25 protein-coding genes are annotated in these 25685 nt (G+C 71.3%); 11 read left to right on the top strand and 14 right to left on the bottom strand.

Translation table 11 applies throughout. The annotated features are described in order from the left end of the window. Positions 1-107: 107 nt before the first annotated feature. From fabF to RND61_RS22960, 5 genes are all read right to left on the bottom strand, one after another. On the bottom strand, positions 108-1370 hold the full coding sequence (fabF, locus tag RND61_RS22980) for a beta-ketoacyl-ACP synthase II (RefSeq protein WP_315879948.1): 1263 nt from the start codon (positions 1368-1370) through the stop codon (positions 108-110). A gap of 65 nt (positions 1371-1435) precedes the next feature. Continuing rightward, the gene (locus RND61_RS22975; protein ID WP_010475373.1) at positions 1436-1684 is read right to left on the bottom strand and encodes an acyl carrier protein; all 249 of its coding nucleotides are present in this window, start codon (positions 1682-1684) and stop codon (positions 1436-1438) included. 83 nt (positions 1685-1767) lie between these two features. Continuing rightward, complete coding sequence (locus tag RND61_RS22970) at positions 1768-2769, bottom strand: ketoacyl-ACP synthase III (RefSeq protein WP_315879947.1); 1002 nt, start codon at positions 2767-2769, stop codon at positions 1768-1770. Between the two features lie 23 nt (positions 2770-2792). Further along, entirely contained in the window at positions 2793-3716 is a 924-nt protein-coding gene (locus RND61_RS22965) for an ACP S-malonyltransferase (protein WP_315879946.1), read from the bottom strand. Between the two features lie 90 nt (positions 3717-3806). Then, positions 3807-4991, bottom strand: a complete 1185-nt coding sequence (locus RND61_RS22960) for a PucR family transcriptional regulator (protein WP_315879945.1) — start codon at positions 4989-4991, stop codon at positions 3807-3809. 57 nt (positions 4992-5048) lie between these two features. Here RND61_RS22960 and RND61_RS22955 point away from each other — a divergent pair, with 57 nt between their 5' ends. Further along, entirely contained in the window at positions 5049-5732 is a 684-nt protein-coding gene (locus RND61_RS22955) for a pirin family protein (protein ID WP_315879944.1), read from the top strand. Here the strand turns inward: RND61_RS22955 and RND61_RS22950 are convergent. Beyond that, positions 5729-6556, bottom strand: coding sequence for a serine hydrolase domain-containing protein (locus tag RND61_RS22950; protein WP_315879943.1), 828 nt, complete (start codon positions 6554-6556; stop codon positions 5729-5731). The two genes, RND61_RS22955 and RND61_RS22950, sit on opposite strands and share 4 nt — an antisense overlap. Positions 6557-6623: 67 nt before the next feature. Between RND61_RS22950 and RND61_RS22945 the strand changes: the two genes are divergently transcribed. After that, positions 6624-7094, top strand: a complete 471-nt coding sequence (locus tag RND61_RS22945) for a MerR family transcriptional regulator (protein ID WP_315879942.1) — start codon at positions 6624-6626, stop codon at positions 7092-7094. Then, on the top strand, positions 7091-8110 hold the full coding sequence (locus tag RND61_RS22940) for an aldo/keto reductase (protein WP_315879941.1): 1020 nt from the start codon (positions 7091-7093) through the stop codon (positions 8108-8110). Before RND61_RS22945 ends, RND61_RS22940 begins: the two co-directional genes overlap by 4 nt. Positions 8111-8127: 17 nt before the next feature. Here the strand turns inward: RND61_RS22940 and RND61_RS22935 are convergent, their stop codons facing one another. The 6 genes from RND61_RS22935 to RND61_RS22910 all read right to left on the bottom strand — a co-directional run bounded on the left by RND61_RS22935 (position 8128) and on the right by RND61_RS22910 (position 14898). Next, complete coding sequence (locus tag RND61_RS22935) at positions 8128-9321, bottom strand: acyltransferase family protein (protein ID WP_315879940.1); 1194 nt, start codon at positions 9319-9321, stop codon at positions 8128-8130. Further along, positions 9318-10349 (bottom strand): alpha/beta hydrolase, encoded by a 1032-nt coding sequence (locus RND61_RS22930; RefSeq protein WP_315879939.1) that lies wholly within the window; start codon positions 10347-10349, stop codon positions 9318-9320. Before RND61_RS22930 ends, RND61_RS22935 begins: the two co-directional genes overlap by 4 nt. 161 nt (positions 10350-10510) lie before the next feature. Continuing rightward, complete coding sequence (locus RND61_RS22925) at positions 10511-11191, bottom strand: response regulator transcription factor (protein WP_315879938.1); 681 nt, start codon at positions 11189-11191, stop codon at positions 10511-10513. A gap of 19 nt (positions 11192-11210) precedes the next feature. After that, positions 11211-12458 (bottom strand): sensor histidine kinase, encoded by a 1248-nt coding sequence (locus RND61_RS22920; RefSeq protein WP_315879992.1) that lies wholly within the window; start codon positions 12456-12458, stop codon positions 11211-11213. Positions 12459-12736: 278 nt separating this feature from the next. Continuing rightward, positions 12737-13597 carry a DUF4429 domain-containing protein gene (locus RND61_RS22915; RefSeq protein WP_315879937.1) on the bottom strand — a complete coding sequence of 287 codons (861 nt, stop codon included), beginning with the start codon at positions 13595-13597 and terminating at the stop codon, positions 12737-12739. Positions 13598-13683: 86 nt separating this feature from the next. After that, the gene (locus RND61_RS22910) at positions 13684-14898 is read right to left on the bottom strand and encodes an alpha/beta hydrolase (protein WP_315879936.1); all 1215 of its coding nucleotides are present in this window, start codon (positions 14896-14898) and stop codon (positions 13684-13686) included. Positions 14899-15205: 307 nt separating this feature from the next. Here RND61_RS22910 and RND61_RS22905 point away from each other — a divergent pair, with 307 nt between their 5' ends. From RND61_RS22905 to RND61_RS22895, 3 genes are all read left to right on the top strand, one after another. Continuing rightward, positions 15206-15490 carry a hypothetical protein gene (locus RND61_RS22905; RefSeq protein ID WP_315879935.1) on the top strand — a complete coding sequence of 95 codons (285 nt, stop codon included), beginning with the start codon at positions 15206-15208 and terminating at the stop codon, positions 15488-15490. 68 nt (positions 15491-15558) lie between these two features. Next, the gene (locus RND61_RS22900) at positions 15559-17169 is read left to right on the top strand and encodes an MFS transporter (RefSeq protein ID WP_315879934.1); all 1611 of its coding nucleotides are present in this window, start codon (positions 15559-15561) and stop codon (positions 17167-17169) included. 210 nt (positions 17170-17379) lie between these two features. Next, complete coding sequence (locus tag RND61_RS22895) at positions 17380-17772, top strand: peptidase inhibitor family I36 protein (RefSeq protein WP_315879933.1); 393 nt, start codon at positions 17380-17382, stop codon at positions 17770-17772. Here the strand turns inward: RND61_RS22895 and RND61_RS22890 are convergent. Both RND61_RS22890 and aceE read right to left on the bottom strand, forming a co-directional pair. Further along, positions 17753-18604 carry a potassium channel family protein gene (locus tag RND61_RS22890; protein ID WP_315879932.1) on the bottom strand — a complete coding sequence of 284 codons (852 nt, stop codon included), beginning with the start codon at positions 18602-18604 and terminating at the stop codon, positions 17753-17755. The genes RND61_RS22895 and RND61_RS22890 overlap by 20 nt on opposite strands. 75 nt (positions 18605-18679) lie before the next feature. Next, positions 18680-21427, bottom strand: a complete 2748-nt coding sequence (gene aceE / locus RND61_RS22885) for a pyruvate dehydrogenase (acetyl-transferring), homodimeric type (RefSeq protein ID WP_315879931.1) — start codon at positions 21425-21427, stop codon at positions 18680-18682. A 410-nt stretch (positions 21428-21837) separates the two neighbouring features. On the opposite strand from aceE, the gene RND61_RS22880 reads away from it, so the two are divergent. From RND61_RS22880 to RND61_RS22860, 5 genes are all read left to right on the top strand, one after another. Continuing rightward, a complete protein-coding gene (locus RND61_RS22880) occupies positions 21838-22275 on the top strand; it encodes a DUF3052 domain-containing protein (protein WP_315879930.1) in 438 nt (145 codons plus the stop codon). Positions 22276-22378: 103 nt separating this feature from the next. Next, positions 22379-22837, top strand: coding sequence for a peroxiredoxin (locus RND61_RS22875; RefSeq protein WP_315879929.1), 459 nt, complete (start codon positions 22379-22381; stop codon positions 22835-22837). Positions 22838-23055: 218 nt separating this feature from the next. After that, positions 23056-23631 (top strand): TerD family protein, encoded by a 576-nt coding sequence (locus RND61_RS22870; RefSeq protein WP_315879928.1) that lies wholly within the window; start codon positions 23056-23058, stop codon positions 23629-23631. 138 nt (positions 23632-23769) lie between these two features. After that, positions 23770-24345 (top strand): TerD family protein, encoded by a 576-nt coding sequence (locus RND61_RS22865; RefSeq protein WP_315879927.1) that lies wholly within the window; start codon positions 23770-23772, stop codon positions 24343-24345. A gap of 100 nt (positions 24346-24445) precedes the next feature. Then, on the top strand, positions 24446-25591 hold the full coding sequence (locus RND61_RS22860; protein WP_315879926.1) for a DUF475 domain-containing protein: 1146 nt from the start codon (positions 24446-24448) through the stop codon (positions 25589-25591). The last annotated feature ends 94 nt before the right edge of the window (positions 25592-25685 follow it).

Genomic DNA, 25685 nt, shown 5'->3' with positions numbered 1-25685 from the left:
TCCCGATCCGGTCCATGGGCCCGGGCCTCCCGCCCTTCCCGGCCCCGGGCACGCGAGAGGCCCCCGCCCGGACGGGCGGGGGCCTCTCGCGTCGTACGGGGAGCGCGTCAGACCGTGCGGAAGGCGAGGACCACGTTGTGGCCGCCGAAGCCGAACGAGTTGTTGATCGCCGCGATCGTGCCCTCCGGCAGCGGACGGGCCTCGTCGCGCACGATGTCCGCGTCGACCTCCTCGTCCAGGTCGTCGACGTTGATGGTCGGCGGGGCCGTGCGGTGGTACAGCGCCAGGACCGTCGCGACGGTCTCGACACCGCCGGCGCCGCCCAGCAGGTGACCCGTCATCGACTTGGTCGCGGAGATCGCGACGTGGTCGAGGTCCTCGCCGAGGACCTTGCGCAGCGCCTTCACCTCGGCGACGTCGCCCTGCGGCGTCGACGTGGCGTGCGCGTTGAGGTGCACGACCTCCGACGGCTTGAGGTCCGTGCCGTCCAGCAGGTTCTGCAGGGCGGCGGCGATGCCGCGGCCGGTCGGCTCGGGCTGCGCGATGTGGTGGCTGTCGGCGGACAGGCCCTGGCCCAGCGCCTCGCAGTACACGCGGGCGCCGCGCGCCGCGGCGTGCTCCGCGGACTCCAGGACGATCACACCCGCGCCCTCGCCCAGCACGAAGCCGTCACGGGCCTTGTCGTACGGGCGGGAGGCCTTCTCGGGCTCGTCGTTGCTCTTGGACATCGCCATCATGTTGGCGAACGCCGCGACGGGCAGCGGGTGGATGGCCGCCTCGGTGCCGCCCGCCACGACCACGTCGGCGCGGCCGGTGCGGATCATCTCGATGGCGTAGCCGATCGCCTCGGCGCCCGACGCGCACGCCGACACCGGGGTGTGCACGCCCGCCTGGGCGTTCACCTCCAGGCCGACGTTGGCGGAGGGGCTGTTCGGCATGAGCATGGGCACCGTGTGCGGCGAGACCCGCCGGGCGCCCTTCTCCTTCAGTACGTCGTACTGGTCGAGCAGGGTCGTCACGCCGCCGATGCCGGAGGCGATGACGGAACCGAGCCGCTCCGGGCTGATCTGCGCGTCCTCACCGGCGGGGCCGGAGAAACCGGCGTCCGCCCACGCCTCGCGCGCGGCGATCACCGCGAACTGCGCGGAGCGGTCCAGCTTGCGGGCCAGCGGCCGCGGCAGGACCTCCAGCGGGTCGACGGCCACGCGGGCCGCGATCCGGACGGGCAGGTCGGCGAAGCGCTCGCCTTCGAGGGGCCTGACACCGGAGCGCCCGGCCACCAGCCCCTCCCAGGTCGAGGCGGAGTCGCCACCCAACGGTGTGGTTGCGCCGATACCGGTGACGACCACGGTGCGATTGGTCGAGCTCACAGGAATTCTTTCTCCACGTGTAGAGGTATGCGTGAATCCGGCGCCACCGCTGGGTGGCGAACCGATCAGGCCTGGTGCTTGAGGATGTACTCGGCGGCGTCGCGGACCGTCTTGAGGCCCTTGACGTCGTCGTCCGGGATCTTCACCGAGAAGCGCTCCTCGGCGGCGACGACGACCTCGACCATGGACAGGGAGTCCACGTCCAGGTCGTCCGTGAAGGACTTGTCCAGCTCGACGTCCTCGGTGGGGATGCCGGCGATCTCGTTGACGATCTCGGCGAGACCCTCGACGATCTCTTCCAGGGTGGCGGCCATGTTGGCGCTCCTTCAGTGTGTAGCTCTGTGCTTGTCAGAGGATGGGACGGCGTTCCGCCCGGTACGGAGACCGGAACAGTTGCCTAGGGGAGGGTAACGACCGTCGCGGCGTAGACGAGTCCCGCCCCGAAGCCGATGACGAGCGCGGTGTCACCGCTCTTCGCCTGCCCGGTCGCCAGGAGCCGCTCCATCGCGAGCGGGATCGAGGCGGCCGAGGTGTTGCCGGTGGTCACCACGTCGCGGGCCACCGTGACGTGCTCCGGCAGTTTCAGCGTCTTCACCATCGAGTCGATGATCCGCATGTTGGCCTGGTGCGGGATGAAGACGTCCAGGTCGGCCGCGGTGATGCCGGCCGCGTCGAGCGCCTGCTGGGCGACCTTGGCCATCTCGAAGACGGCCCAGCGGAACACCGCCTGGCCCTCCTGCGTGATGGCGGGGAACCGCTCCACCGTGCCGTCGCGGTAGTCCGTCCACGGCACGGTCTGCTTGATGGTCTCCGACTTGTCGCCCTCGGAGCCCCAGACGGTGGGGCCGATCGCCGGCTCCTCGGACGGGCCCACCACGACCGCGCCCGCGCCGTCGCCGAACAGGAAGGCCGTGGCCCGGTCCTCCAGGTCGGTCAGGTCGCTGAGCCGTTCCACGCCGATCACGAGGACGTACTCGGCGGAGCCCTCGACGACCATGCCCTTCGCGAGCGTCAGCGCGTAGCCGAAGCCCGCGCAGCCCGCCGAGATGTCGAACGCGGCCGGCTTGCTCGGGGTGATCCTGTCGGCGATCTCGGTGGCGACGGCCGGGGTCTGCTTGAAGTGCGACACGGTGGAGACGATGACGCCACCGATCTGCTCGGGGCTCACCCCGGCGTCCGCGAGGGCCTTGCCCGCCGCCTCGACCGACATCGCGGTCACGGTCTCCTCGGGCGAGGCCCAGTGGCGGGTCGCGATGCCGGAGCGCGAGCGGATCCACTCGTCCGACGAGTCGATCTTCTCGAGGATCACCTCGTTCGGCACGACCCGGGTCGGGCGGTAGCCGCCGACACCCAGGATGCGCGCGTACGGGGCCCCCTTGCTGGGCTTGATCTTCGCCATGCTCTACGGCTCCTTGCTCCGGTTCAGGAGGCGGCGCCGGCGTGCTCGGCGATGAGCGCGCGTGCCGCGTCGAGGTCGTCGGGGGTCTTGAGCGCGAGCGTCCTGACACCGGGGAGCGCCCGCTTGGCGATACCGGTCAGCGTGCCGCCCGGGCACACCTCGATCAGCGCGGTCGCGCCGAGCCGCTGGAACGTCTCCATGCACAGGTCCCAGCGGACCGGGTTCGCGACCTGGCCCACGAGCCGGGTGACGACGTCGGCACCCGTGGCGACGGTCTGCCCGTCCTTGTTGGACACGTAGGCGACCTTCGGGTCGGCCGGGGCGAGGCCCCGGGCGACCTCCTCCAGCGCGGCCACGGCGGGTGCCATGTGGTGCGTGTGGAACGCGCCGGCGACCTTGAGCGGCACCACGCGGCGGACGCCCTCGGGCTTGTCCTCCTCCAGCGCGGCCAGCTGCTCCATGGTGCCGGCGGCGACGATCTGACCGGCGCCGTTGACGTTCGCCGGGGTCAGGCCGAGCTTCTTCAGGTGCTCCACGGTGACCTCGGGGTCGCCGCCGAGCAGTGCCGACATGCCGGTGCGGGTCACGGCCGCGGCCTCGGCCATCGCCAGGCCGCGGGTCCGTACGAGACGCAGCGCCGCCGTGTCGTCGAGGACGCCCGCGAACGCCGCGGCGGTGATCTCACCGACGCTGTGGCCCGCGACGGCGTCCGGGACGACCTCGCCGAGCGCGGTGGCGGAGAGCAGGCCCGCGGCCACCAGCAGCGGCTGGGCGACCGCCGTGTCGCGGATCTCCTCCGCGTCGGCCTTCGTGCCGTAGTGGACCAGGTCCAGCCCGATGGCGTCCGACCACGCACCGACACGGTCGGCGGCGCCCGGAAGATCGAGCCAGGGAGTCAGGAAGCCGGGCGTCTGAGCGCCTTGGCCGGGAGCGACGAGTACGAGCACCCTCACACTCTCTCTTGTGGACGGTCCCGGACGCCCGTGGGGACTAGGACGAAGAACCGTCGGGTGAATTGTTGATCCCCCACAAAAACCCTAGGGCTGTGCCTCGCTGTCGGCCAGACGCCCCAGGATCAGCGCGATCCGCAGCGTGAACGCCGACCGTACATCGGACGGCGACCAACCCGTGACGTCGGTCACACGTCGGAGCCGGTAGCGCACGGTGTTGGGGTGCACGAACAGCATCCGGGCGGCCCCTTCGAGGCTACTCGCCTGCTCCAGGTACACGCTCAGAGTCTCCAGAAGAGCCGAGCCGGCCTCCTCCAGCGGTCTGTAGATCTCCTCCACCAGCTGCTCGCGCGCGGACGGGTCCGACGCGATCGCGCGCTCCGGCAGCAGATCGTCCGCGAGGACCGGTCGGGGGGCGTCCTGCCAGGCGGAGCACGCCTTCAGTCCGGCCGCCGCCACCTGCGCGGACCGGGTCGCCGCCTGCAGGTCCGGCACCACCGGGCCGGCCACGACGGGCCCGGCCGCGTACGGGCCGATCAGCGCCTTCGCCACGGCCAGCGGGTTGTCGCTGCCGCCCGCGATCACGACGAGGCGGTCGCCGAGCACACCGGTGAGGACCTGCAGCTTGGCGTGACGGGCCGCGCGCCGGATCGCCTCGACGGTCAGCTCGCTGTCGCCGTCCGGGGCGGTGCCGAGGATCACGCACACGTGCTCCGGCGAGTTCCAGCCGAGGGCGGAGGCCCTGCTGACCGCGCCCTCGTCGGCTTCGCCGGACAGCACCGCGTTTACGACGAGGGACTCCAGCCGGGCGTCCCACGCGCCGCGAGCCTCGGCGGCCTGCGCGTACACCTGCGCCGTCGCGAAGGCGATCTCCCGCGCGTAGACGAGCAGCGCCTCGCGGAGCACGGACTCGTCACCGGGGGCGGCGACCTCCTCGATCGCCGACTCCATGACCTCGATGGTCGTGCGGACCATCTCGACGGTCTGGCGCAGCGTGATCGCCCGGGTCAGCTCGCGCGGCGCCGTGCCGAACACGTCGGTGGAGATCGCCTGCGGGGCCTCGGGGTGCCGGAACCACTCGGTGAACGCGGCGATGCCGGCCTGCGCGACCAGGCCGATCCAGGACCGGTTCTCCGGAGGCATCGCCCGGTACCACGGCAGCGTCTCGTCCATGCGGGCGATGGCGCTGGCGGCGAGCCGCCCGGAAGACTGTTCGAGTCGTTTGAGGGTCGCTGCGTGCGGGTGGGCGTCGTTCACTGCGGGATCAGGCACGGGACAAGACTGCCTTATCGGGACGGCGGCCCGTCCAGCCGGTCTACCGTTGGATCCGTGATCTCCATACACAGGGCCGGGGACCGCTATCCGGGCGGCGACCCGGACGCCGGGATCGAGACCCGGCACGCCTTCTCGTTCGGCCCGCACTACGACCCGGACAACCTCCGCTTCGGCGCGCTCATCGCCTGCAACGAGGAGCGGCTCGCACCGGGCGCCGGCTTCGACGAACACCCGCACAGCCACACCGAGATCGTCACCTGGGTCGTCGAGGGCGAGCTGACGCACCGCGACTCGGCCAGACACGCGACCCTGGTCCGCCCCGGAGACGTCCAGCACCTGAGCTCCGCGGGCGGCGTCCGGCACGTGGAGCGCAACGACGGGGCGGCACCGCTGGTCTTCGTGCAGATGTGGCTCGCCCCGCTGGAGCCCGGCGGCGACCCGTCGTACGGGATCGTCCGCGACCTCGCCGGCACGGCCCCGTACGCGGTGCCCGCCGCGGGCGCGACGCTCCACGTGCGCCGCCCGGACGCGGGGGAGCGCGCCGCCGTCCCGGACGGGGACCACGTGTACGTGCACGTGGTGCGCGGCGACGTCCGGCTGACCGGCGACGGCGAGGCGCGGGAGCTGTCGGCGGGCGACGCGGCCCGGATCACCGGCGCGCGGGGCGTGGAGCTGGCCGCCGCCACGGCCGCCGAGGTGCTGATCTGGGAGATGACCCGGCCGGCACCGGCCCCCTAGGAGCTCCCGCCCCGGCGCAGTTCGGCGAGGACCGCGTCGGTGAACGGCGGCCACGCCTCGATCGCCCACGGCCCGAAGGCCCGGTCCGTCAGCGCCACGCACGCCGCCCCGGCGTCCGGGTCGACCCACAGGAACGTGCCCGACTGCCCGAAGTGCCCGAACGTCCGCGGCGACGACGAACCGCCCGTCCAGTGCGGCGACTTGCCGTCCCGGATCTCGAAGCCCAGCCCCCAGTCGTTGGGCCGCTGGTGCCCGTACCCGGGCAGGATTCCGGTCAGGCCCGGGTGGACGACCGTCATCGCCTCCAGCACCGTCCGCGCGTCCAGCAGTCGGGGGGCCTGCACCTCCGCGGCGAACCGCACGAGGTCGTCGACCGTCGACACCCCGTCCTTCGCGGGCGAGCCCTCCAGCGTCGTCGCCGTCATCCCGAGCGGTTCCAGCACCGCCTGGCGCAGGTACTCCGCGAACGGGATGTCGGTGGCCTTCGCCACGTGGTCCGCCAACACCTCGAAGCCGGTGTTCGAGTAGATCCGCCGCGTACCGGGCGCCGCCGTCACCCGGTGCTCGTCGAAGGCGAGGCCCGACGTGTGCGCGAGCAGGTGCCGCACGGTCGACCCCTCCGGCCCGGCCGGCTCGTCCAGCTCGACGGCGCCCTCTTCGTAGGCGACGAGCACGGCGTACGCGGCCAGCGGCTTCGTCACCGAAGCGAGCGGGAACCGCCGCGCCGTGGGCCCGCGGGTGCCCGCGAGGGTGCCGTCCGCGCGGACGACTGCGGCGGCAGCGGTCGGCACGGGCCAGTTCTCGATCATCGCCAGGCTCTGCATGCGGACGAGGGTACTTGCTCGCCGTGGCGCTTGCTTCGAGTGCGCTCGAAGGTCCTAGCGTGGGGGCATGACGGTGATCGAGAGCACTCCGGCGGCCACCCGGACCATCGACGTCTGCGCTGCCCCACCGCCCCGCCACCCCCGCCCCGACGGACAGGACCACTACACGATCAGCGAGGTCGCCGCCTGGACCGGCCTCACCGCCCACACCCTCCGCTGGTACGAACGCATCGGTCTGATGCCCCACGTCGACCGGTCCGCCACCGGCCAGCGCCGCTTCACCAACCGGGACCTGGACTGGCTGTCCCTGGTCGGCAAACTGCGGCTGACCGGCATGTCCGTCGCGGCGATGGTCCGCTACGCCGAACTGGTCCGCGAGGGCGACCACACCTTCGACGAGCGGCGCGCCCTCCTGGAGGCCACCCGCCGCGACGTCCTGGCCCGCATCACCGAACTCCACGAGACCCTCGCCGTACTCGACTACAAGATCGACTTTTATGCGGGCGCCCGACCGGCGTCGGAAAGGACTGCACGATGACCTCCGAACAGACGATCCCCCAGGTGCGGCTCGGTGCGACGGGCCCCGTGGTCGGCGTCCAGGGATTGGGCGCCATGGGCATGAGCGAGTTCTACGGCGACACCGACGAGGCCGCCGCCCGTGACACCCTCGAAGCCGCCCTCGAAGCCGGCGTCACCCTCATCGACACCGCCGACATCTACGGGCGCGGCGCCAACGAGGAATTCCTCGCCCCCTTCGTCGCCGCCCACCGCGACCAGATCACCCTGGCCACCAAGTTCTCCATCATCCGCACCGACGATCCCTCCTACCGGGCCGTTCGCAACGACCCCGCCTACATCAAGTCCGCCGTCGAGGACAGCCTGCGCCGCCTCGGCGTCGACGTCATCGACCTCTACTACATGCACCGCCGCGACCCGGCCGTGCCGCTCGCCGAATCCGTCGGCGCCATGGCCGACCTCGTACGGGAGGGCAAGGTCAAGCACCTGGGCCTCAGCGAGGTCACCGGGCAGGAACTGCGTGAGGCCCACGCCGTCCACCCCATCGCCGCCCTGCAGTCCGAGTGGTCGCTGTTCTCCCGCGACGTGGAGCAGAGCGCCGTCCCCGCGGCCGTCGAACTGGGCGTCGCGCTCGTCCCGTACTCCCCGCTCGGCCGCGGTTTCCTCACCGGTGCGTTCACCGACGCCTCCAAGGACCTCTCGGAAGGGGACTTCCGCCGCTCCCAGCCGCGGTTCTCCGGGGACAACGCCCGCCGCAACGCCGCACTCCTCGAACCCGTCCGCTCCCTCGCCGCCGCCCACGACGCCACCCTCGCCCAGATCGCCCTGGCCTGGGTGCAGCAGCGCGCGGCCGTGCACGGCCTGCCCGTCGTCCCCATCCCCGGCACCCGCAAGCGCAGCCGCCTCCTGGAGAACGTCGCCGCCACCCGCATCGTCCTCACCGAATCCGAACTCGACCTCCTCGAACCCATCGCCACCCAGGTGGCCGGCAGCCGCTACTCCGACATGTCCCTCACCTCCGCCGCCCGCGAGGACTAGCCACCCGCACCCTCCCCTCAGGCCAGGCCCAGGGCGAAGGCCGTGAAACCGGCCGCCAGGATGCCCGCCGCCGCGCGACGCGTCCTGGTGGCCTTCGTCCATGGCGACTCGAAGCCCCGCGCGTACCGGGCTATGAGCACCAGCAGCACCGCGAACACCGGCAGCCACGCCACCCGCGCCGCTATCCAGCCGAGCGTGTCCGGCGCCGTGGTCAGACCGGGAACCGCACCGGCCGTCAGGGACGCGGGCACGGCCGCCGCGAGCATCGCCGTCTGGTGCCAGCACAGGACGGTCATCGCCGACAGGTTGACCACCACGACCGGCGCCCACAGGGCGGGCCGCCGCAGCAGGGCCCCGAGCCGGTCCCGCAGCAGTATCGCGGCACCGCTCTGGGCGGCTGCCAGCGCGAGGACGAGCAATGACGGCGGGTGCGAGTTGGTACGCGCCGCACCGGGCACACCGACCATCGACGCCGGGTAGTGGAACACCGCGAGCAGCGTCGTGAAGAGGACCACACCGCCCATGAGCAGCACCCACGCCTCCCGCCGGCCGATCCGGCGTTCACCCCACGACACCCCGAGCTGGTAGGCGAACAGCCAGCCCGGCAGCACATTGAGCAGACCCAACCACGACGGCACGGCCTCGGCGTACGGGCCGTACCGCAGCAGGTCGACGACGGCGACGGAACCGAGCAGCGGCACCGCGGCCCACGCGCCCATGGCCCGCGCGGCCCGCACGCACGAGGGAGTGAGCGCGGTGATCACCGTGTACACGCCCACGAACCACAGCGGCTGTATCACCAGTGTCGCCCCGGTCCGCAGGGTGTCGCCGGGTACGCCCACCGCGGAGCCGGCCGCTATCAGCGCGGCCCACACGGCGGTCACCCCCAGGACGGGCCGGCCGAGCCGGGCGATCCGGCCGCGCAGCCACTCCCCGGTGCCGCCCGGCCGGCGCCGGTAGGAGAGCACGGACGCGTAACCGCCGACGAGGAAGAAGATGCCGAGCATCTGCAGGACCCAGCTGGCGGGCGCGAGGAACCCGAACGTCGACAACGGACTCGCGTTGTGGATCGCCCCCTCACCGTCCAGGGTGAACCCGCCGAGCAGCCAGTGCCCGGTCGGCACGGCCAGCAGGGCCAGCGCCCGCAGACCGTCAACGGCCCGGTCGCGGTGGGCCGGAGTGCGCTGTTCGATGCGGTCGACGAACCTCATGCGGCTTCCCCCCGGGCGATCGCGGCGAACGCGCGGAGCGAGGCGGTGCCGGGTGCGAAGTAACCGCTGTGGCCCCGCGCGTCCCCGGCGGGCACCCGACGGGCGCCGAACTCCTCGGACGCCGGGTCCGTACCGTGCCCCAGGCCCAGGAACGCCACGTTGGGCACCCGGGATATCCAGTCCGTCGGGTCCTTGGCGACCCACACGCGCGCGGCCGTACCCAGCTCCGCGACGTTCGCCGCGCGCATCCCGGGGGAGCCGAAGACCACCACGTCCTTGGCCTTCATCTCGGCGGCGGCCAACCCGCACACCACGGATCCGTAGCTGTGGCAGAACAGCGACGGGGCGGCGGCGCCCGCCGCGGCGAGCCCCTCGGTGAGGCGGACCAGCCGCTTGGCCCCCGCCTCGGCGAGGCCGCCGGTCGCGGCGTCGAGGCCGACCCCGACCGGCGTGGTGTAGCCGGCCCAGGCGATCACCGCCGTACGCCCACCCGCCGCCACCCGCAGCTGCCGGGCCATGCCGGCCGGCGCGCCGTACGGGTCGCGCGCCCGGTCGTACGACCCTGCGTCGATGTCGGACCCCGGTACCACGACCGCGACCCGGCGGCTGCGCTCCAGGTCCCCGAAGACCTCCGCGACCAGACCGCGGCCGCGCGGGTCGAAAGCGAGGAGGCGACGGCCGGCGAGGTGCGCGTACCGCGCGTCACGGCTCGCGGAGAGGGCGTTGGCCTCGTACCGCAGGGCCACCGGAACCCCGTCCAGGTTCCCCACCACACCCGGGTGCCGTCGGACCAGCAGGCGCTGCTGCCGCCCGTCGAGGCTCCGGAAGAACGCGGCCACCTCGGTCGGCGCGGTCCGTGCGGGATCCGGCAGGGGCCGCCCCAGCGAGGTGTCGGCCAGCCAGGCGGAGCTCCCCGGAGGCGGACCGGCCATGGCCTGCTGGGCGCTTCCCGACGCCCATCCGGCGGTCCCGGTGACGACGGTCGTCGCCAGTGCGGCGGCCACCAGGGTCCTCTTGTAGCGGCGCATGACGCCCCCCTCTTCTGCCTCGTGCGGTGTGACGAGGAGGAAGGTAGGAAGACGACACCCGGGTGATCGTCACCCTGCGGAGCCAACTGTTGGGTGATACCGGGGTAGGGGGTGTCCTACGCCGACGCCGCAGACCGGTGCGGTGAGAGGGACCCGGACGGTCAGGCCGCCTCGCCGGGCGTGACGAGCCCGGACTCGTAGGCGAACACCACCGCCTGCGCCCGGTCCCGCAGGCCGAGTTTGGCGAGGACGCGCCCGATGTGCGTCTTCACCGTCTGCTCCGCGAGGACGAGGTGCGCGGCGATCTCCTGGTTGGACAGCCCTCGCGCGACCAGCTCCAGGACCTCCGTCTCGCGCGGCGTCAGCCCGTTCAGCCGTACGGAGCGCTCCTTGCGCGGCGCGGGCCGCTGGGCGGCGAAGTCCTCGATCAGCCGCCGCGTCACCGACGGGGCGAGCAGCGCCTCGCCCCCCGCCACCACCCGAACGGCGGCGATCAGGTCGGCCGGTGGGGCGTCCTTGAGGAGGAAGCCGGACGCCCCGGCGCGTAGCGCCTCGTACACGTAATCGTCCACGTCGAACGTCGTCAGCATGAGGACCTTCGGCCGGTGCGTCACCCCGGGCGGCGGATTCAGCAGCTCGCGTGCCGCCGCGAGCCCGTCCATCTCCGGCATGCGCACGTCCATCAGCACCACGTCCGGATGCGTGGACCTGCCCACCTCGACACCGGCCCGCCCGTCCGGCGCCTCACCCACGACGTCGATGTCGGGCTGCGCCGACAACAGGGCGGCGAACCCCGCCCGCACCATGGCCTGGTCGTCGACGATGATCACGCGGATGGTCACGAGGGTCCCTTCTGACGGGTCAGGGAAGCGGTGCGATCAGCGGCAGCCGTGCCGCCACGCGGAAGCCGCCGTCCGGCAGCGGTCCGGTGTCGAGCATCCCGCCGGTCAACCGTACGCGCTCCCGCATCCCGACCAGACCGTGTCCCGTACCGGACGCCTCCAGGGGCGAAGTCGGCTCTGCCGGTGAGCCGTTGACCACGAGGACGATCAGCCATTCCTGGTTGGGCGACCTCGATATGGACACCCGCGTCCTGGCACCCGGGGCGTGCCGCACCGCATTGGCCAGCGCCTCCTGCACGATCCGGTACGCCGACAGGTCCACGGCCTGGGGCACGGGACCCAGGTCCGCCGCCAACGACAGCTCCACCGGCAACCCCGCCCGTATCGTCGCCTCGACGAGCTGCTGCACCCGGGCGATACCCGGCTGCGGCGCCCGCTCGCCCTCCGTGTTCTCACTGCGCAGCACCGCCAGGAGCCGCCGCATCTCGGTCAGGGACTCCCGCGCGGACGCCGCTATGGACGAGAACTCCTCGCGCGCGGCGTCCGGAAGCCCCTCGATCCGGTAGGGCGCCGAATCCGCCTGCACGGTGATCACCGACATATGGTGGGCGACCACGTCGTGCAGCTCGCGGGCGATGCGGGCCCGTTCCTCCAGCAGCGTCCGCCGGGACCGCTCGGCCTCGTTGATGGTCTCCTGTTCCACGAGCCGCCGCTGGGCGTCGCCGCGCTCCCGGAGCATGCCGGTTATCAGCAGCACGACACCGCTCAGCACGAACAGCACCAGGTGGATGCCGCCGCCCCCGTGCGCCTCGCCGAACAGCTCGAACGCGAACCCGGCGGCGCCGGTCACCAGCCACACGCTCACCAGGGCCCGCCGCTGCTCACGCAGCCCCACGGTGAGCATCAGCCCCAGATAACCGACCACGACCATCGGGGTCCACGGCCACGGTCGGCCCTCCATGACCTCCGTGTTCATGGTCACCAGGGCGCCGAGCACGTCGGCGGCGAAGACCACCCACCACGCCTGAAGCGGCCGTGTCACAGCCATGAGCAGCGGCGCCGTCTGCGCCGTGGCGAGCAGGCCGGCGATGCCGCCGTTCACGCCGTAGTCGTTGACGAGCACCACGACCGTGATCGGCAGCAGCGACGCGACGAGTGCCAGCGCCAGCGCGTACGGTGTGAGCCGCACCCATCGCGTCGAGGCATGCCCGAGCAGCGGCGCCCCCGGTTCCGTGGGGGTCGACAGAGCCGCGCCGACCGCGCGCACCGCCTCCCGTACGAAGCGTCGTGCGCGGTCGGCGGGCGTGCCACCGGCGCCGGACGCGGGGGTGGCCGAGGGCCTCGGCGGGAAGGGAAACGGATCCACCGCCGGGCGGCCGGGCGGATCCTTCGCCGGGAAGGGGGGTGGGGGAAGGCTGCTCATGGTCTCGCCAGCGTAGGCACGCGCCGTCGCACGGGCGTCATACCAGGGAGCCAGTTCCCCGCCTCATACCCCGGTATGAGGCCCCCGCCGCCCCGCCGCCCCGCCGCCCCGCCGCCCCGCCGCTACAGCTCGGCGAGCAGTTCGGCCTTCTTCGCCGTGAACTCCTCGTCCGTCACCAGACCCGCCTGGTGCAGATCCCCCAGGTGTCTGATCCGGTCCGCTATGTCCGCCGGATCGCGCCGGCCGGCTCCCGCGGGGACCGGCACCGGCACCGCGCGGTCCGTGTCCCGCACCGCTTGGAGCACCGCGGCCGCGAACGGCAGCGACTCGTGAACCGCGCCGTAGCCGAGGCCGAACACGACCGCCGCCGGGTCCTGATCCGGCTGGACCGGCGCCGTGCCGACACCGCGCCGCACCAGCCGCAGACAGCCGTCGAGCACGTCGGGCGACCGCCATTCCACCCCGCTGAGGTCGCTCACCGCGAAGGACTGGTCACCGGCCTTCCACTTGGCGGTCGACGCACCCGTCCAGAACCAGCGGAAGGAAATGTTCCGGCCATCGAAGGACGCCTTGCCGTCGTACGCCTTGAACTGCAGCGGCGGCTCGGGGGCGGTCACCAGGAACCGCTCGGCGGGCTCCCCGCGCTCCGGCCCGAGACACGCCCGCAGTTCGTCCGCGCGGGACTCGGCGCGTGCCTCCCGGTCGGCGGGCAGCACCAGCCGGTAGGGGTCGCAGCCCTCCTTCAACTGGCCGTCAGCCACGGCCATCAGCGGGTCGGCGCCCACCCGCGGCACGGCGTGCAGCACCACCGTGCCCCGCTTGCCCGGGGAGAGCGTCACCGATGCCAGCGCCTCGTGCGGAATACGTCTTTCGCGCAGCGTCTGGAACAGCTTCGGCGCGCGGATCCCCCGTTCGAAGCGGATGAGCACGGCGTCGGTTTCGAACTCCCAGGTGGCATGAATTCCGGCCAGCACATCACCCATACGCCTCATCGTATGCGGCGTGCGTCCGCGCGTCGCCCCCTGGAAGACGAGTGGAAATGGACTGCCCTGCCCGACTTCTACGCGGGTCAGACCGATGCGGCGCCGTAAATTCCGCTACGGCAGGCGTCCGTGGCATCGGCGCAGCGCACGCCCGCGTACGCTCCGACCCCTATCTCCGCGAAGTTCCGCAGACTGTCCGTGCCCGGAACGAAGTACCCGGCGTGCCCCGCGGCGCCGTCCGCCGACAGCAGTCGCGCCCCGAACTCGGGTGCCACCGGGTCGGCGCCGTGCCCCAGTCCGCCGACGTCCAGGTACGGCACGTCGGCGATCCAGTCGTCGGCGTCCCGCATGGCCCACACCCGCGCCCGCGTACCGAGCGCCGCCGCGCTCTCCGCCCGCATGCCGGGGCTGCCGGCCACGGCGATGTCGGTGACCCGCCGGGGCAGCCGGCGCGCGGCGAGCCCGCAGACCACGGAGCCGTAGCTGTGGCAGAACAGGGAGACGTGCGACGTGCCGGGCAGCGCCCGGACCAGGGAGACCAGCCGTACGGAGCCTTCGGAGGCGAGCCGCCCGGTCACCGCGTCCATCCCTACACCGGTCGGCGCGGTGTAGTCGGCCCAGGCGATGACCGCGGTCCGCACGTCCGGCGCCGCCTCGCGCTCGGCGGCGTACAGGGACTCCGCCATCCCGTACGGGGCCGTGTACCGGCGGGCCGTCTTCTGGAAGGTGAGCAGATGCGTGTCGACGCCCGGCACGACCACCGAGATCCGCTCGGCACGCCCGAGGTCGCCGAACACCTCCGCCACCCGGCCCTGCCCCGACGGGTCGAACGCGAGGATCTGGCGCCCACCGGACATGAGCGAGGAGAAACGGTGCGTCCGCCGGAGGGCCTCGCGGTGGCCCTCGGCGGAGAGCCGCCGGTCGGCGACGCGGACGCGTTCGGCGGCGAGCGCCCGGCGGAGCGCGTGCCGGTTGGCGCGGTACCGCAGGGCCACCGGAACCCCGTCGAGGTTGCCGACGACGAGCGGGTGCTCCTCGGCGAGCCGCGTGCGCTGCCTCGGCCTGAGTGAGGCGAAGAACGCGGCCACGGCCGTCGGCGGTGACGCGGGGTCGGGAAGCGCGCGGCCGCCGATCCGGTCGGCACGCCACGACGCCGTCGCCGCGTCCCACGAGTCCAGTGGCACGGCACGCGCGCGATGCGGGCCGGTCCAGCCCGTCGTGGCGAGGAGAACGAGGATCACCGCGAGGGCCAGCAGGGTCCGCCAGACGGTGAGGGAGGAGGGGGCGATGAAGGGAGTCACTACGAGACACCCTAGGAGAGACCGGACGACCTCCGGGTGAGCTGTGACGTAGATCATGGTTTGTTGCGCGAATCCGGGGAAGAGGCCGCACCCCGTACGGCGGAGTCACCCCGTGTGCTTCCTCCGGAGGGCCGTGGTCACGCCCTGTTCGCGTTTCCGGCGCGTCGGTGGGCCTCAAAGGGGGCGGTTTTCCGCCAGTCCGTGGTGAGCGTCGGGGCGAGGTGGGCCGAGGCGGCTCGCGGTCAGGGCCCGCAGGGCGTCGAAGGGGCCCTCTTGGGCGGGGTGGGCATGCAGGGGCGTCGACGGGGTGCTGTTCCGCCATCCGCTGCGCGGTGAAGGCGGCCTCCTCCGTGCTCGCGAAGGAGCGGGAGAAGGTGCGCTGCGGGATCTCGACGGCGTCGGCATCTCGTCGACCGTCGTCTCCTCGTACTTCTTGGCCGTGAAGAACTCCCACGAGGCGCGCAGCAGGGTGGCGCGGGTGCGCCGTTCCTTCCGCTCGCGCAGGCCCGCGGCGGGGCCCGACGCGGCCGACCACCCAGCCGTCACGTCATGTCCCCGTTTCCCGCCCTTCACCAACTCGGCCTCGATGTGAGCCAGATGACAGTTGTCAGCCTATGAAATGCTTTGTTTATTGTCAGTTGCTGTCACTAGCCTCGCGGTATGACTGGTCAGACCACCGTTCACAAGGCGTCACAGAGTCCCGAACCCGTGCCCGCACCGGCCAAGGGACTGCGGGGCCACCCGTGGCTCACGCTGTTCAGCGTCGCCGTCGGTGTGATGGTGGTCGCGCTCGACGGCACGATCGTCGCCATCGCCAACCCCGCGATCCAGCGGGACCTGAACGCCTCCCTCTCCGACGTCCAGTGGATCACCAACGGTTATCTGCTCGCCCTGGCCGTCGCGCTCATCACGGCGGGCAAGCTCGGCGACCGCTTCGGCCACCGCCAGACGTTCCTCATAGGCATCGCCGGGTTCGCGGCCTCCTCCGCCGCGATCGGCCTGTCCGACTCCATCGCCCTGGTCATCGCCTTCCGCGTGCTCCAGGGGCTCTTCGGCGCGCTGCTGATGCCGGCCGCGCTCGGTCTGCTCCGCGCCACCTTCCCCGCCGAGAAGCTCAACATGGCCATCGGCATCTGGGGCATGGTCATCGGCGCCTCGACCGCGGGCGGCCCGATCGTCGGCGGTCTGCTCGTTGAGCACGTCAGCTGGCAGTCCGTGTTCTTCATCAACGTGCCGGTCGGTGCGCTCGCCCTCGTCCTGGGCTTGGTGATCCTGAAGGACCACCGGGCGCAGAACGCGCCGCGCTCCTTCGACCTCCTGGGCATCGTCCTGCTGTCCGCCGCCATGGCCTCCCTGATCTGGGGCATCATCAAGGCCGGTGAGAGCTGGGGCTGGGGCAGCGGCAGGACGTGGGGCTTCCTGCTCGGCGCCGTCGTCCTCTTCGGCCTCTTCGCCGCCTGGCAGCAGAAGGTCCGCGAGCCGCTCGTCCCGCTGGGCATGTTCCGCTCCGTCCCGCTCTCGGCGGGTGTCGTCCTCATGGTCCTCATGGCCTTCGCCTTCATGGGCGGCCTGTTCTTCGTGACGTTCTACCTCCAGGGCGTCAGGGGCCTCAGCCCCGTCGACAGCGGTCTGCGCCTGTTGCCGCTCACGGCCATGATGATCGTCTCCTCGCCGCTCGCCGGCGCGCTGATCACCAAGTTCGGTCCGCGCATCCCGCTGGTCGGCGGCATGCTCTGCACCGCCGGTGCGATGTTCGGCATGCTCACCCTCACGCCGGAGACCGGCACGCCGGCCACGTCGCTCTGGTTCGCCCTGCTCGGCCTGGGGCTCGCTCCCGTCATGGTGGGTGCGACGGAGGTCATCGTCGGCAACGCCCCGCTGGAGCTGTCGGGTGTGGCCGGTGGTCTGCAGCAGGCCGCCATGCAGGTCGGCGGCGCGCTGGGTACGGCGGTGCTCGGTGCCGTGATGTCCTCCAAGGTCGACTCCGAGTTCTCGGACAACTGGAAGGACGCCGGCATCCCGGTCCCGCCCGCGCCCGAGCTGGAGCAGGCGGCGGAGTTCGGTGCCGTCCCCCAGGAGCTCGCCAAGGCTCCCGGAATGACGCCGGACGTCCTGAGCGCGATCACCAAGGTCATCCACGACACGTTCATGTCCGGCATGGGCCTCGCCTTCACCGTCGCCGGTGTCGTGGCGGTCGCCGCGGCCCTCGTCGCGACGCTCACCAAGCGCGGGGCCAACGCGGAGGCCGGCGGGGGCGGCGTTCACATCTGACCCGGCGGCACCGCCGCCGAAACACGGGGTCGAGGGCCCCGGCGCGTCCTGGCGCCGGGGCCCTCGACATGCCCTCGCGGTCTCACCCGAAGCTCCTTCCATCACCCGTCCGGGTGGATCGAGCCGATAACTCTTCCCTTCGCCAGTCACACAGCGTCAGGCTTGGGTCAGACATCGATACGGAGTGTCACCAATCGGGGGTTGATCCATATGCGTACGTCCTCACGGCCCTTCTTTGCCGCCGCCGCACTCGGGATGACCGCGGTCACCATCGCCGCACTGACCACCTGCGCCGCACCCGCTGACGCCGCGCCGCCCGTACTCGGCCCGTGCGACAGCGGACAGCTGTGCCTGTGGGAGAAGGAGACCTTCAAGGGCAAGCGGCAGACGCACGAGCTGGCGACCACGGACGTCGACAGCTGCGTCGCACTCCCCGCCGGCACCGCGGCGGCGGCGCTCGCCAACCGCACGGGGCGACCCGTCACCACCTACCAGTCCGCCACCTGCGGGGAGACCGGGGAGTTCGAGACGTATCCCGGCAGCGGTACGTGGGTGCCGCGCTCGCCCTACCAGGTGCGGGCGATCAAGATCTGGGAGAACTGACGTCGGGCCCCGTGTCCTGCCCGGGCACGGGGCTCCCCTGGGGACCCGTCGCGGCGACGGGCGGCCCGGACGGCCCGGGCGGGATGCCCGTCGTCACAACCGCCGACGGGTCGCCCGAGAGCCGGGCGACCTCCGCCCGCAGTTCCCGTACCTCCCGCGTCAGAGCCTCAAGGACCGCCGTCCGGCGCCGTTCCTCGGCGTCGTCCCGCTCGAAGCGGGCGACGAACCACGCGGCGATGTTCGCCGTCACCACACCCAACAGCGCGATGCCCGCCAGCATCAGGCCCACCGCCAGCAGCCGGCCCAGCCCGGTCTTCGGCGCGTGGTCGCCGTAGCCCACGGTCGTCATCGTCGTGAACGACCACCACACCGCGTCACCCAGCGTCTTGATGTTCCCGTCCGGCGCGTCCCGCTCCACCTGGAGCACGGCCAGCGATCCGAACATCATCAGCCCCACCACGGAGCCCGCCACATACGTCGTCAGGCGCACCTGCGACGCCATCCGGGCCCGATTCCCCACCAGCAGCAGCGTCGACACCAGCCGCAGCAGCCGCAGCGGCTGGATCAGCGGAAGCAGCACCGCCAGGAGGTCCAGCCAGTGAGCGCGTACGAAGAACCACCGCGACGGGGCCAGGTACAGCCGTACGGCGTAGTCTGCGGCGAACGCCGCCCACACCACCCACTCCACGCCCATGCACAGCGCGTGCGCCCACGGTTGTGCGTCGGGGGCGACGACCGGCACCGCGTACGCGACGCCGAACGCCACAGCCAGGACCAGCAGCGGGTTCTGCGTGCGCCCCTCCCACCGGACCTGCGCCGTCGGTTCCTTCATGCCGCGCATCGTAAGGGGCGTGAGGGGGGACCGGAGGCCCGGGCGCCGGAGCGCCCGGACCCCCCGTGGTGCGCCTTACGCGTCGCCACCCGCCGGGCCCGGATCGGCCGCCGCCACGTCCAGCAGCTGGTAGCGGTCCACCGCCTGCTTCAGCGCGGAGCGGTCCACCTTGCCCAGCCGCGCCAGCTCCGTCAGCACGCCCAGCACGATCGACTGCGCGTCGATGTGGAAGTACCGGCGGGCGGCACCGCGCGTGTCCGCGAAGCCGAAGCCGTCCGCGCCGAGCGAGGTGTACGGGCCCGGCACCCAGCGCGAGATCTGGTCCGGGACCGCCCGCATCCAGTCGGAGACGGCCACGAAGGGGCCCTCGGCGCCCGACAGCTTCCGCGTCACGTACGGAACGCGGGGCTCCTCCTCCGGGTGCAGCAGGTTGTACTTCTCGGCCTCCACCGCGTCGCGGCGCAGCTCGTTCCAGGACGTCGCCGACCACACGTCCGCGCGGACGTTCCACTCCTCGGCCAGGATGCGCTGCGCCTCGACGGCCCAGGGGACGGCCACGCCGGACGCCATGATCTGCGCCGGGATGGAGCCGGCCTCGCCGGCGCGGAACCGGTAGACGCCCCTGACGATGCCCTCCGCGTCGACGTCCGCCGGCTCCGCCGGGTGCTGGATCGGCTCGTTGTAGACGGTCAGGTAGTAGAAGACGTCCTCGCCGTGCGGGTGCTCCTCCGAGGAGCCGTACATCCGCCGCAGCCCGTCCTTGACGATGTACGCGATCTCGTACCCGAAGGCCGGGTCGTAGGCGACGCACGCCGGGTTGGTCGAGGCCAGCAGCTGGGAGTGGCCGTCCGCGTGCTGGAGGCCCTCACCGGTCAGCGTCGTACGACCGGCGGTCGCGCCCAGCACGAATCCGCGCGCCAGCTGGTCGGCCATCTGCCAGAACTGGTCACCGGTCCGCTGGAAACCGAACATCGAGTAGAAGACGTACACCGGGATGAGCGGTTCGCCGTGCGTGGCGTACGCCGACCCGGCGGCGATCAGCGACGCCGTGCAGCCGGCCTCGGAGATGCCGTCGTGCAGCATCTGGCCGGTCGGCGACTCCTTGTAGGCGAGCAGCAGCTCCCGGTCCACCGACTCGTACTGCTGGCCCAGCGGGTTGTAGATCTTGGCGCTCGGGAAGAACGAGTCCATGCCGAACGTGCGGTACTCGTCGGGCGCGATCAGGACGAACCGCTTGCCGATCTCCTTGTCCCGCATCAGGTCCTTCAGCAGCCGCACGAACGCCATCGTCGTCGCGATCGACTGCTGCCCGGACCCCTTCCTCACCGCCGCGTACGTCTTGTCGTCCGGCAGGGTCAGCGGCTTCGACCGCACGACCCGCGTCGGGACGTACCCGCCCAGCGCCTTGCGGCGGTCGTGCATGTACTGGATCTCCTCCGACTCCCGGCCCGGGTGGTAGTACGGCGGAAGGCCGGACTCCAGCTCGCTGTCGGGGATCGGCAGGTGCAGCCGGTCGCGGAACCGCTTCAGGTCGTCGACGGTCAGCTTCTTCATCTGGTGGGTCGCGTTGCGGCCCTCGAAGTTCGGGCCGAGCGTCCAGCCCTTGACCGTCTGGGCCAGGATCACCGTCGGCTGACCCCTGTGGGCCTTGGCCGCCGCGTACGCCGCGTAGATCTTCCGGTGGTCGTGGCCGCCGCGCCCCAGGTGGAGCAGCTGCTGGTCGGTCATGCCCTCGACCATCGCGCGCAGCCGGTGGTCGTCGCCGAAGAAGTGCTCCCTGATGTACGCCCCGGACTCCGTGGCGTACGTCTGGAACTGCCCGTCCGGCGTCGTGTTCATCCTGTTGACCAGGATCCCGTCCCGGTCCTGGGCCAGCAGCGGGTCCCAGGAGCGGTCCCAGATCAGCTTGATCACGTTCCAGCCGGCGCCGCGGAAGACCGACTCCAGCTCCTGGATGATCTTGCCGTTGCCCCGGACCGGGCCGTCGAGGCGCTGGAGGTTGCAGTTGACGACGAAGGTCAGGTTGTCGAGGCCCTCGCGCGCGGCCAGGGTGAGCTGCCCGAGCGACTCGGGCTCGTCCATCTCGCCGTCGCCGAGGAACGCCCACACGTGCGACCGCGACGTGTCCGCGATGCCGCGTGCCTCCATGTAGCGGTTCATCCGCGCCTGGTAGATCGCGCCCAGCGGGCCCAGGCCCATGGAGACCGTCGGGAACTCCCAGAAGTCCGGCATCAGCCGGGGGTGCGGATACGACGACAGGCCGTTCGGGTACTTCGACTTCTCCTGGCGGAAGCCGTCCAGCTGCGCCTCGCTCAACCGGTCCAGCAGGAAGGCGCGGGCGTAGATGCCGGGGGAGGCGTGGCCCTGGAAGAAGATCTGGTCGCCTCCGTCCCCCTCGTCCTTGCCCCGGAAGAAGTGGTTGAAGCCCACGTCGTACAGGGAGGCGGAGGAGGCGAAGGTGGCGATGTGCCCGCCGACGCCGATACCCGGACGCTGCGCGCGCGAGACCATGACGGCCGCGTTCCAGCGCGTCGCGTTCAGGATCTTGCGCTCGATCTCCTCGTTGCCGGGGAAGAAGGGCTCGTCCTTGGTGGCGATGGTGTTGACGTAGTCCGTGCTGCGCATCTCGGGCACGGCCACGCGCTTCTCGCGGGCCCGCTCGATCAGGCGGAGCATCAGGTAACGGGCCCGCTCCCGCCCCCGCTCGTCGACGGCGGCGTCGAGGGAGTCGAGCCATTCCTGGGTCTCTTCCGGATCGAAGTCCGGGACCTGGCTGGGAAGGCCGCCAATGATGATCGGATTGCGATCGGATCCGGAAGCCACGCTGTTCCTTCGCTGTTCGATGTGTCTACGGGTGATGACATGCGGGATGGAGTGTCGGCTTTGCGGTCGCGTCGCCACCATCGTCTACCCCGTGGGCGCCCGCGTCATCTCTACCGCTCGGTAACCCGTCTTCGCCGGTCCCGGCTCCCGTACCCGGGGCGGCGGTGCGGCGCCCCGGTGGGGACGTGGCGTATACAACCCCCTAAAGTGGGTCAAGAGGTGTGGTGTGTGTCACGAGCGAGGGAGGGCGGGTACCCGGAGTTGCGGCAGGACGGCCCCAAAAGTCACCGTTTCGGCGGTCTACGTCGTCGGGTACTTGCGCGATCCGTCCAGCACGTGTGGACTACGCCCAATGCCACGCGTACGCGCGCGGCCGAAGCACTTTCCCATCCATGATCAGGAGGCAAGCCGTGAGCGCGACCGCGGACCACGCGGAGGAGCGGACCAACCCAGCCGCAAGGCTGGGGTTCGAGCCCGGACAGGTGGTCCAGGAGATCGGCTACGACGACGACGTCGAGCAGGAGCTCCGTGAGGATATCGAGGCTGTCATCGGCCAGGACCTCGTAGACGAGGACTACGACGACGTCGCCGACGTCGTGCTGCTGTGGTTCCGCGACGAGGACGGCGACCTCACGGACGCGCTGGTCGACGCCATCGGCCTGATCGAGGAGGGCGGCCAGATCTGGCTGATGACGCCCAAGACCGGGCGTGACGGCTACATCGAGCCCAGCGACATCAACGAGGCCGCCCAGACCGCCGGCCTCTCCCAGACCCGGAGCATCAACGCGGGCAAGGACTGGGTCGGCAGCCGCCTGGTCAGCCCCAAGGCGGGCAAGCCGAAGCGCTGACCGCAGGCTCCCGCAGCCAGGGGCCCCCGCCGAGCACGTCGGCGGGGGCTCGTTGCGTAGGGTGGGTCCCCAGCGATCCGCCCACCGAAGGGATGCTTTTGCCATGGCGATCGAGGTCGGCACGAAGGCCCCGGACTTCGAACTGAAGGACAACCACGGGCGCACCGTGCGGCTCGGTGACTTCCGCGGCGAGAAGAACGTCGTGCTGCTCTTCTACCCGTTCGCGTTCACCGGCGTCTGCACCGGCGAGCTGTGCGCGCTCCGCGACCAGCTGCCGCGCTTCGTCAACGAGGACACGCAGCTGCTGGCCGTCTCCAACGACTCCATCCACACCCTGCGCGTCTTCGCCGAGCAGGAGGGCCTGGAGTACCCGCTGCTGTCGGACTTCTGGCCCCACGGCGAGGTCTCCCGCGCCTACGGCGTCTTCGACGAGGAGAAGGGCTGCGCGGTCCGCGGCACCTTCATCATCGACAAGGAGGGCGTCGTGCGCTGGACGGTCGTCAACGGCCTCCCCGACGCCCGCGACCTGAACGAGTACGTCAAGGCCCTCGACGCCCTCTGATGCCCGTGGGCGTGGGGCCTGATGCCCGCGGGGCGCGGGACTGCCACCGTGGCGAGTGGGGCCCCGCGCCCGCGCGAAAGCGCGTGCGCGTACCCGAAACCCCTGTTTCATCGGCCCAAGAGCGTGCTCGAGGCGGGAACCGCTCACTAGGATCCAGTCGTTGATCCGATGCCAACGCACGACGGGGGCGCTGCCCCTGGAAACCTATGGAGGGACTCGTGGGAGTCAGCCTCAGCAAGGGCGGCAACGTCTCGCTGACCAAGGCCGCGCCCAACCTGACCGCGGTCACGGTCGGTCTCGGCTGGGACGTCCGCACCACCACCGGTACGGACTTCGACCTGGACGCGAGCGCTCTGCTGCTGAACGCCCAGGGCAAGGTCGCCACCGACGGCAACTTCGTCTTCTTCAACAACCTGAAGAGTCCGGACGGTTCGGTCGAGCACACCGGCGACAACCTCACGGGTGAGGGCGAGGGCGACGACGAGCAGATCAAGGTCAACCTCGCGACGGTCCCGGCCGACGTCGACAAGATCGTCTTCCCGGTCTCGATCTACGACGCCGAGACCCGCCAGCAGTCCTTCGGCCAGGTGCGCAACGCGTTCATCCGCGTCGTGAACCAGGCCAACAACGAGGAGCTCGCCCGCTACGACCTGAGCGAGGACGCCTCGACGGAGACGGCGATGGTCTTCGGCGAGCTGTACCGCCACGGCGCGGAGTGGAAGTTCCGCGCCATCGGCCAGGGCTACGCCTCCGGCCTGCGCGGCATCGCGCAGGACTTCGGCGTGAACGTCTGAGCCGTACCGCAGCTCCGTCCGGCGTCGCACCCACCCGGTGCGGCGCCGGACGCGCCCTTTCCACACCGCTCGGCGCACGGGCGCCGCGCGGCACACGGACGCACGCCACGCAGTACGCCACCGGGGAGGATCATCGTCATGGGCGTCACGCTCGCCAAGGGAGGAAACGTCTCCCTTTCCAAGGTCGCACCCAATCTGACCCAGGTGCTGGTCGGACTCGGCTGGGACGCGCGCTCCACCACCGGAGCGCCCTTCGACCTCGACGCCAGCGCGCTGCTCTGCCAGTCCGGCAGGGTCCTCGGCGACGAGTGGTTCATCTTCTACAACAACCTCACCAGCCCCGACGGCTCCGTCCAGCACACCGGTGACAACCTCACCGGCGAGGGCGACGGCGACGACGAGTCCCTCATCGTCGACCTCGGCAAGGTGCCCGCTCACTGCGACAAGATCATCTTCCCGGTCTCGATCCACGAGGCCGACCAGCGCGGCCAGACGTTCGGCCAGGTCAGCAATGCTTTCATCCGCGTCGTGAACCAGGCCGACGGTCAGGAGCTGGCCCGCTACGACCTGAGCGAGGACGCCTCGACGGAGACGGCGATGATCTTCGGCGAGCTGTACCGCTACGGCGGCGAATGGAAGTTCCGGGCCGTGGGTCAGGGGTACGCGTCGGGTCTCCGAGGCATCGCTCTAGACTTCGGGGTCAATGTTTCCTAAAGCTCGTCCCAGGGTTCGTTCAAGACCCGGCGCAGTCGGCGTGGAGGGGACCCTCCCGCAGGTTTCGCCCGGGGGGACCCCCAACACGATTGGGTAGTCAGTGGTTCTGAAAACCTTCGGCTGGTCGTTCGCCGTCACGGCGCTCGGCCTCGCTTTCGCCGCCTGGCAGTGGGGGTGGGAGGCGTTCGGGATCGTACTGATCCTGTCGATCCTCGAGATCTCCCTCTCCTTCGACAACGCGGTCGTCAACGCCGGAATCCTCAAGAAGATGAACGCCTTCTGGCAGAAGATCTTCCTGACGATCGGCATCCTGATCGCGGTGTTCGGCATGCGACTGGTCTTCCCGGTCGTCATCGTCGCGATCAGTGCCAAGGTCGGTCCGATCGAGGCCGTGCAGCTGGCGCTCGACCAGCCGGAGCAGTACAAGAACCTGGTCACCGACGCGCACGCGGCCATCGCCGCCTTCGGTGGCATGTTCCTGTTGATGATCTTCCTGGACTTCATCTTCGAGGAGCGCGAGCACAAGTGGCTGGCCTGGCTGGAGCGTCCGCTCGCCAAGCTCGGCAAGGTCGACATGCTGTCGGTCTGCATCGCGCTCATCGTCCTCCTCATCAGCGCGGTCACCTTCGCCACCGAGGCGCACACCAGCGGCGGTCACGTCGACAAGTCCGCCACGGTACTGCTCTCCGGCGTCGCCGGCCTGATCACCTACCTGGTCGTCGGCGGCCTCTCCGGCTACTTCGAGAACAAGCTCGAAGAGGAGGAGGAGCGGGAGCACGAGGAGGAGGAGAAGGCCAAGCGGGAGGGCAAGCAGGTCTCCGCGGTCGGCCTCGCCGGCAAGGCCGCGTTCTTCCTCTTCCTGTACCTCGAGGTCCTCGACGCCTCGTTCTCCTTCGACGGCGTCATCGGCGCCTTCGCCATCACCAACCACATCTTCTGGATGGCGCTCGGCCTCGGCATCGGCGCCATGTACGTCCGGTCGCTCACCGTCTACCTGGTCCGCCAGGGCACGCTGGACGACTACGTCTACCTGGAGCACGGCGCGCACTACGCCATCGGCGCCCTCGCCGTGATCCTCCTGATCACCATCCAGCACGAGATCAGCGAGCTCATCACCGGCTTCATCGGCGTGTTCCTCATCGCCGCCTCCTTCCTCTCCTCGGTCCGCCGCAACAAGCGCATCGAGGCGGCCGAAGGCGGTGCGGGGGGCCCCGGCGAGAAGGCCGGGGTCTCCTCCGGGGTGTGACGACCACCGCGTGAGACCGGGGTGTGACCGCTCCGGCAATGCGGAACGCTTCTGAGCGGGGCGGGCGGGAGCGCCCCGCCGCCCCCCCCCGGAG

Origin of the sequence: Streptomyces tamarix (genome assembly GCF_032423885.1) — a bacterium.
Taxonomy (GTDB): domain Bacteria; phylum Actinomycetota; class Actinomycetes; order Streptomycetales; family Streptomycetaceae; genus Streptomyces; species Streptomyces tamarix.
The sequence above is the reverse complement of the archived record's forward strand: the minus strand, read 5'-3'. Positions and strand labels throughout refer to the sequence as shown.

What these genes read in the sequence shown, in the direction of transcription:
- RND61_RS22975 (WP_010475373.1), bottom strand. Translation starts at nt 1,684, where the DNA reads ATGGCCGCCACCCTGGAAGAGATCGTCGAGGGTCTCGCCGAGATCGTC.
- RND61_RS22895 (WP_315879933.1), top strand. Translation starts at nt 17,380, where the DNA reads ATGCGTACGTCCTCACGGCCCTTCTTTGCCGCCGCCGCACTCGGGATG.
- RND61_RS22865 (WP_315879927.1), top strand. Translation starts at nt 23,770, where the DNA reads ATGGGCGTCACGCTCGCCAAGGGAGGAAACGTCTCCCTTTCCAAGGTC.
- RND61_RS22875 (WP_315879929.1), top strand. Translation starts at nt 22,379, where the DNA reads ATGGCGATCGAGGTCGGCACGAAGGCCCCGGACTTCGAACTGAAGGAC.
- RND61_RS22945 (WP_315879942.1), top strand. Translation starts at nt 6,624, where the DNA reads ATGACGGTGATCGAGAGCACTCCGGCGGCCACCCGGACCATCGACGTC.
- RND61_RS22890 (WP_315879932.1), bottom strand. Translation starts at nt 18,604, where the DNA reads ATGAAGGAACCGACGGCGCAGGTCCGGTGGGAGGGGCGCACGCAGAAC.
- RND61_RS22940 (WP_315879941.1), top strand. Translation starts at nt 7,091, where the DNA reads ATGACCTCCGAACAGACGATCCCCCAGGTGCGGCTCGGTGCGACGGGC.
- RND61_RS22950 (WP_315879943.1), bottom strand. Translation starts at nt 6,556, where the DNA reads ATGCAGAGCCTGGCGATGATCGAGAACTGGCCCGTGCCGACCGCTGCC.
- RND61_RS22930 (WP_315879939.1), bottom strand. Translation starts at nt 10,349, where the DNA reads ATGCGCCGCTACAAGAGGACCCTGGTGGCCGCCGCACTGGCGACGACC.
- RND61_RS22935 (WP_315879940.1), bottom strand. Translation starts at nt 9,321, where the DNA reads ATGAGGTTCGTCGACCGCATCGAACAGCGCACTCCGGCCCACCGCGAC.
- RND61_RS22915 (WP_315879937.1), bottom strand. Translation starts at nt 13,597, where the DNA reads ATGGGTGATGTGCTGGCCGGAATTCATGCCACCTGGGAGTTCGAAACC.
- RND61_RS22970 (WP_315879947.1), bottom strand. Translation starts at nt 2,769, where the DNA reads ATGGCGAAGATCAAGCCCAGCAAGGGGGCCCCGTACGCGCGCATCCTG.
- RND61_RS22900 (WP_315879934.1), top strand. Translation starts at nt 15,559, where the DNA reads ATGACTGGTCAGACCACCGTTCACAAGGCGTCACAGAGTCCCGAACCC.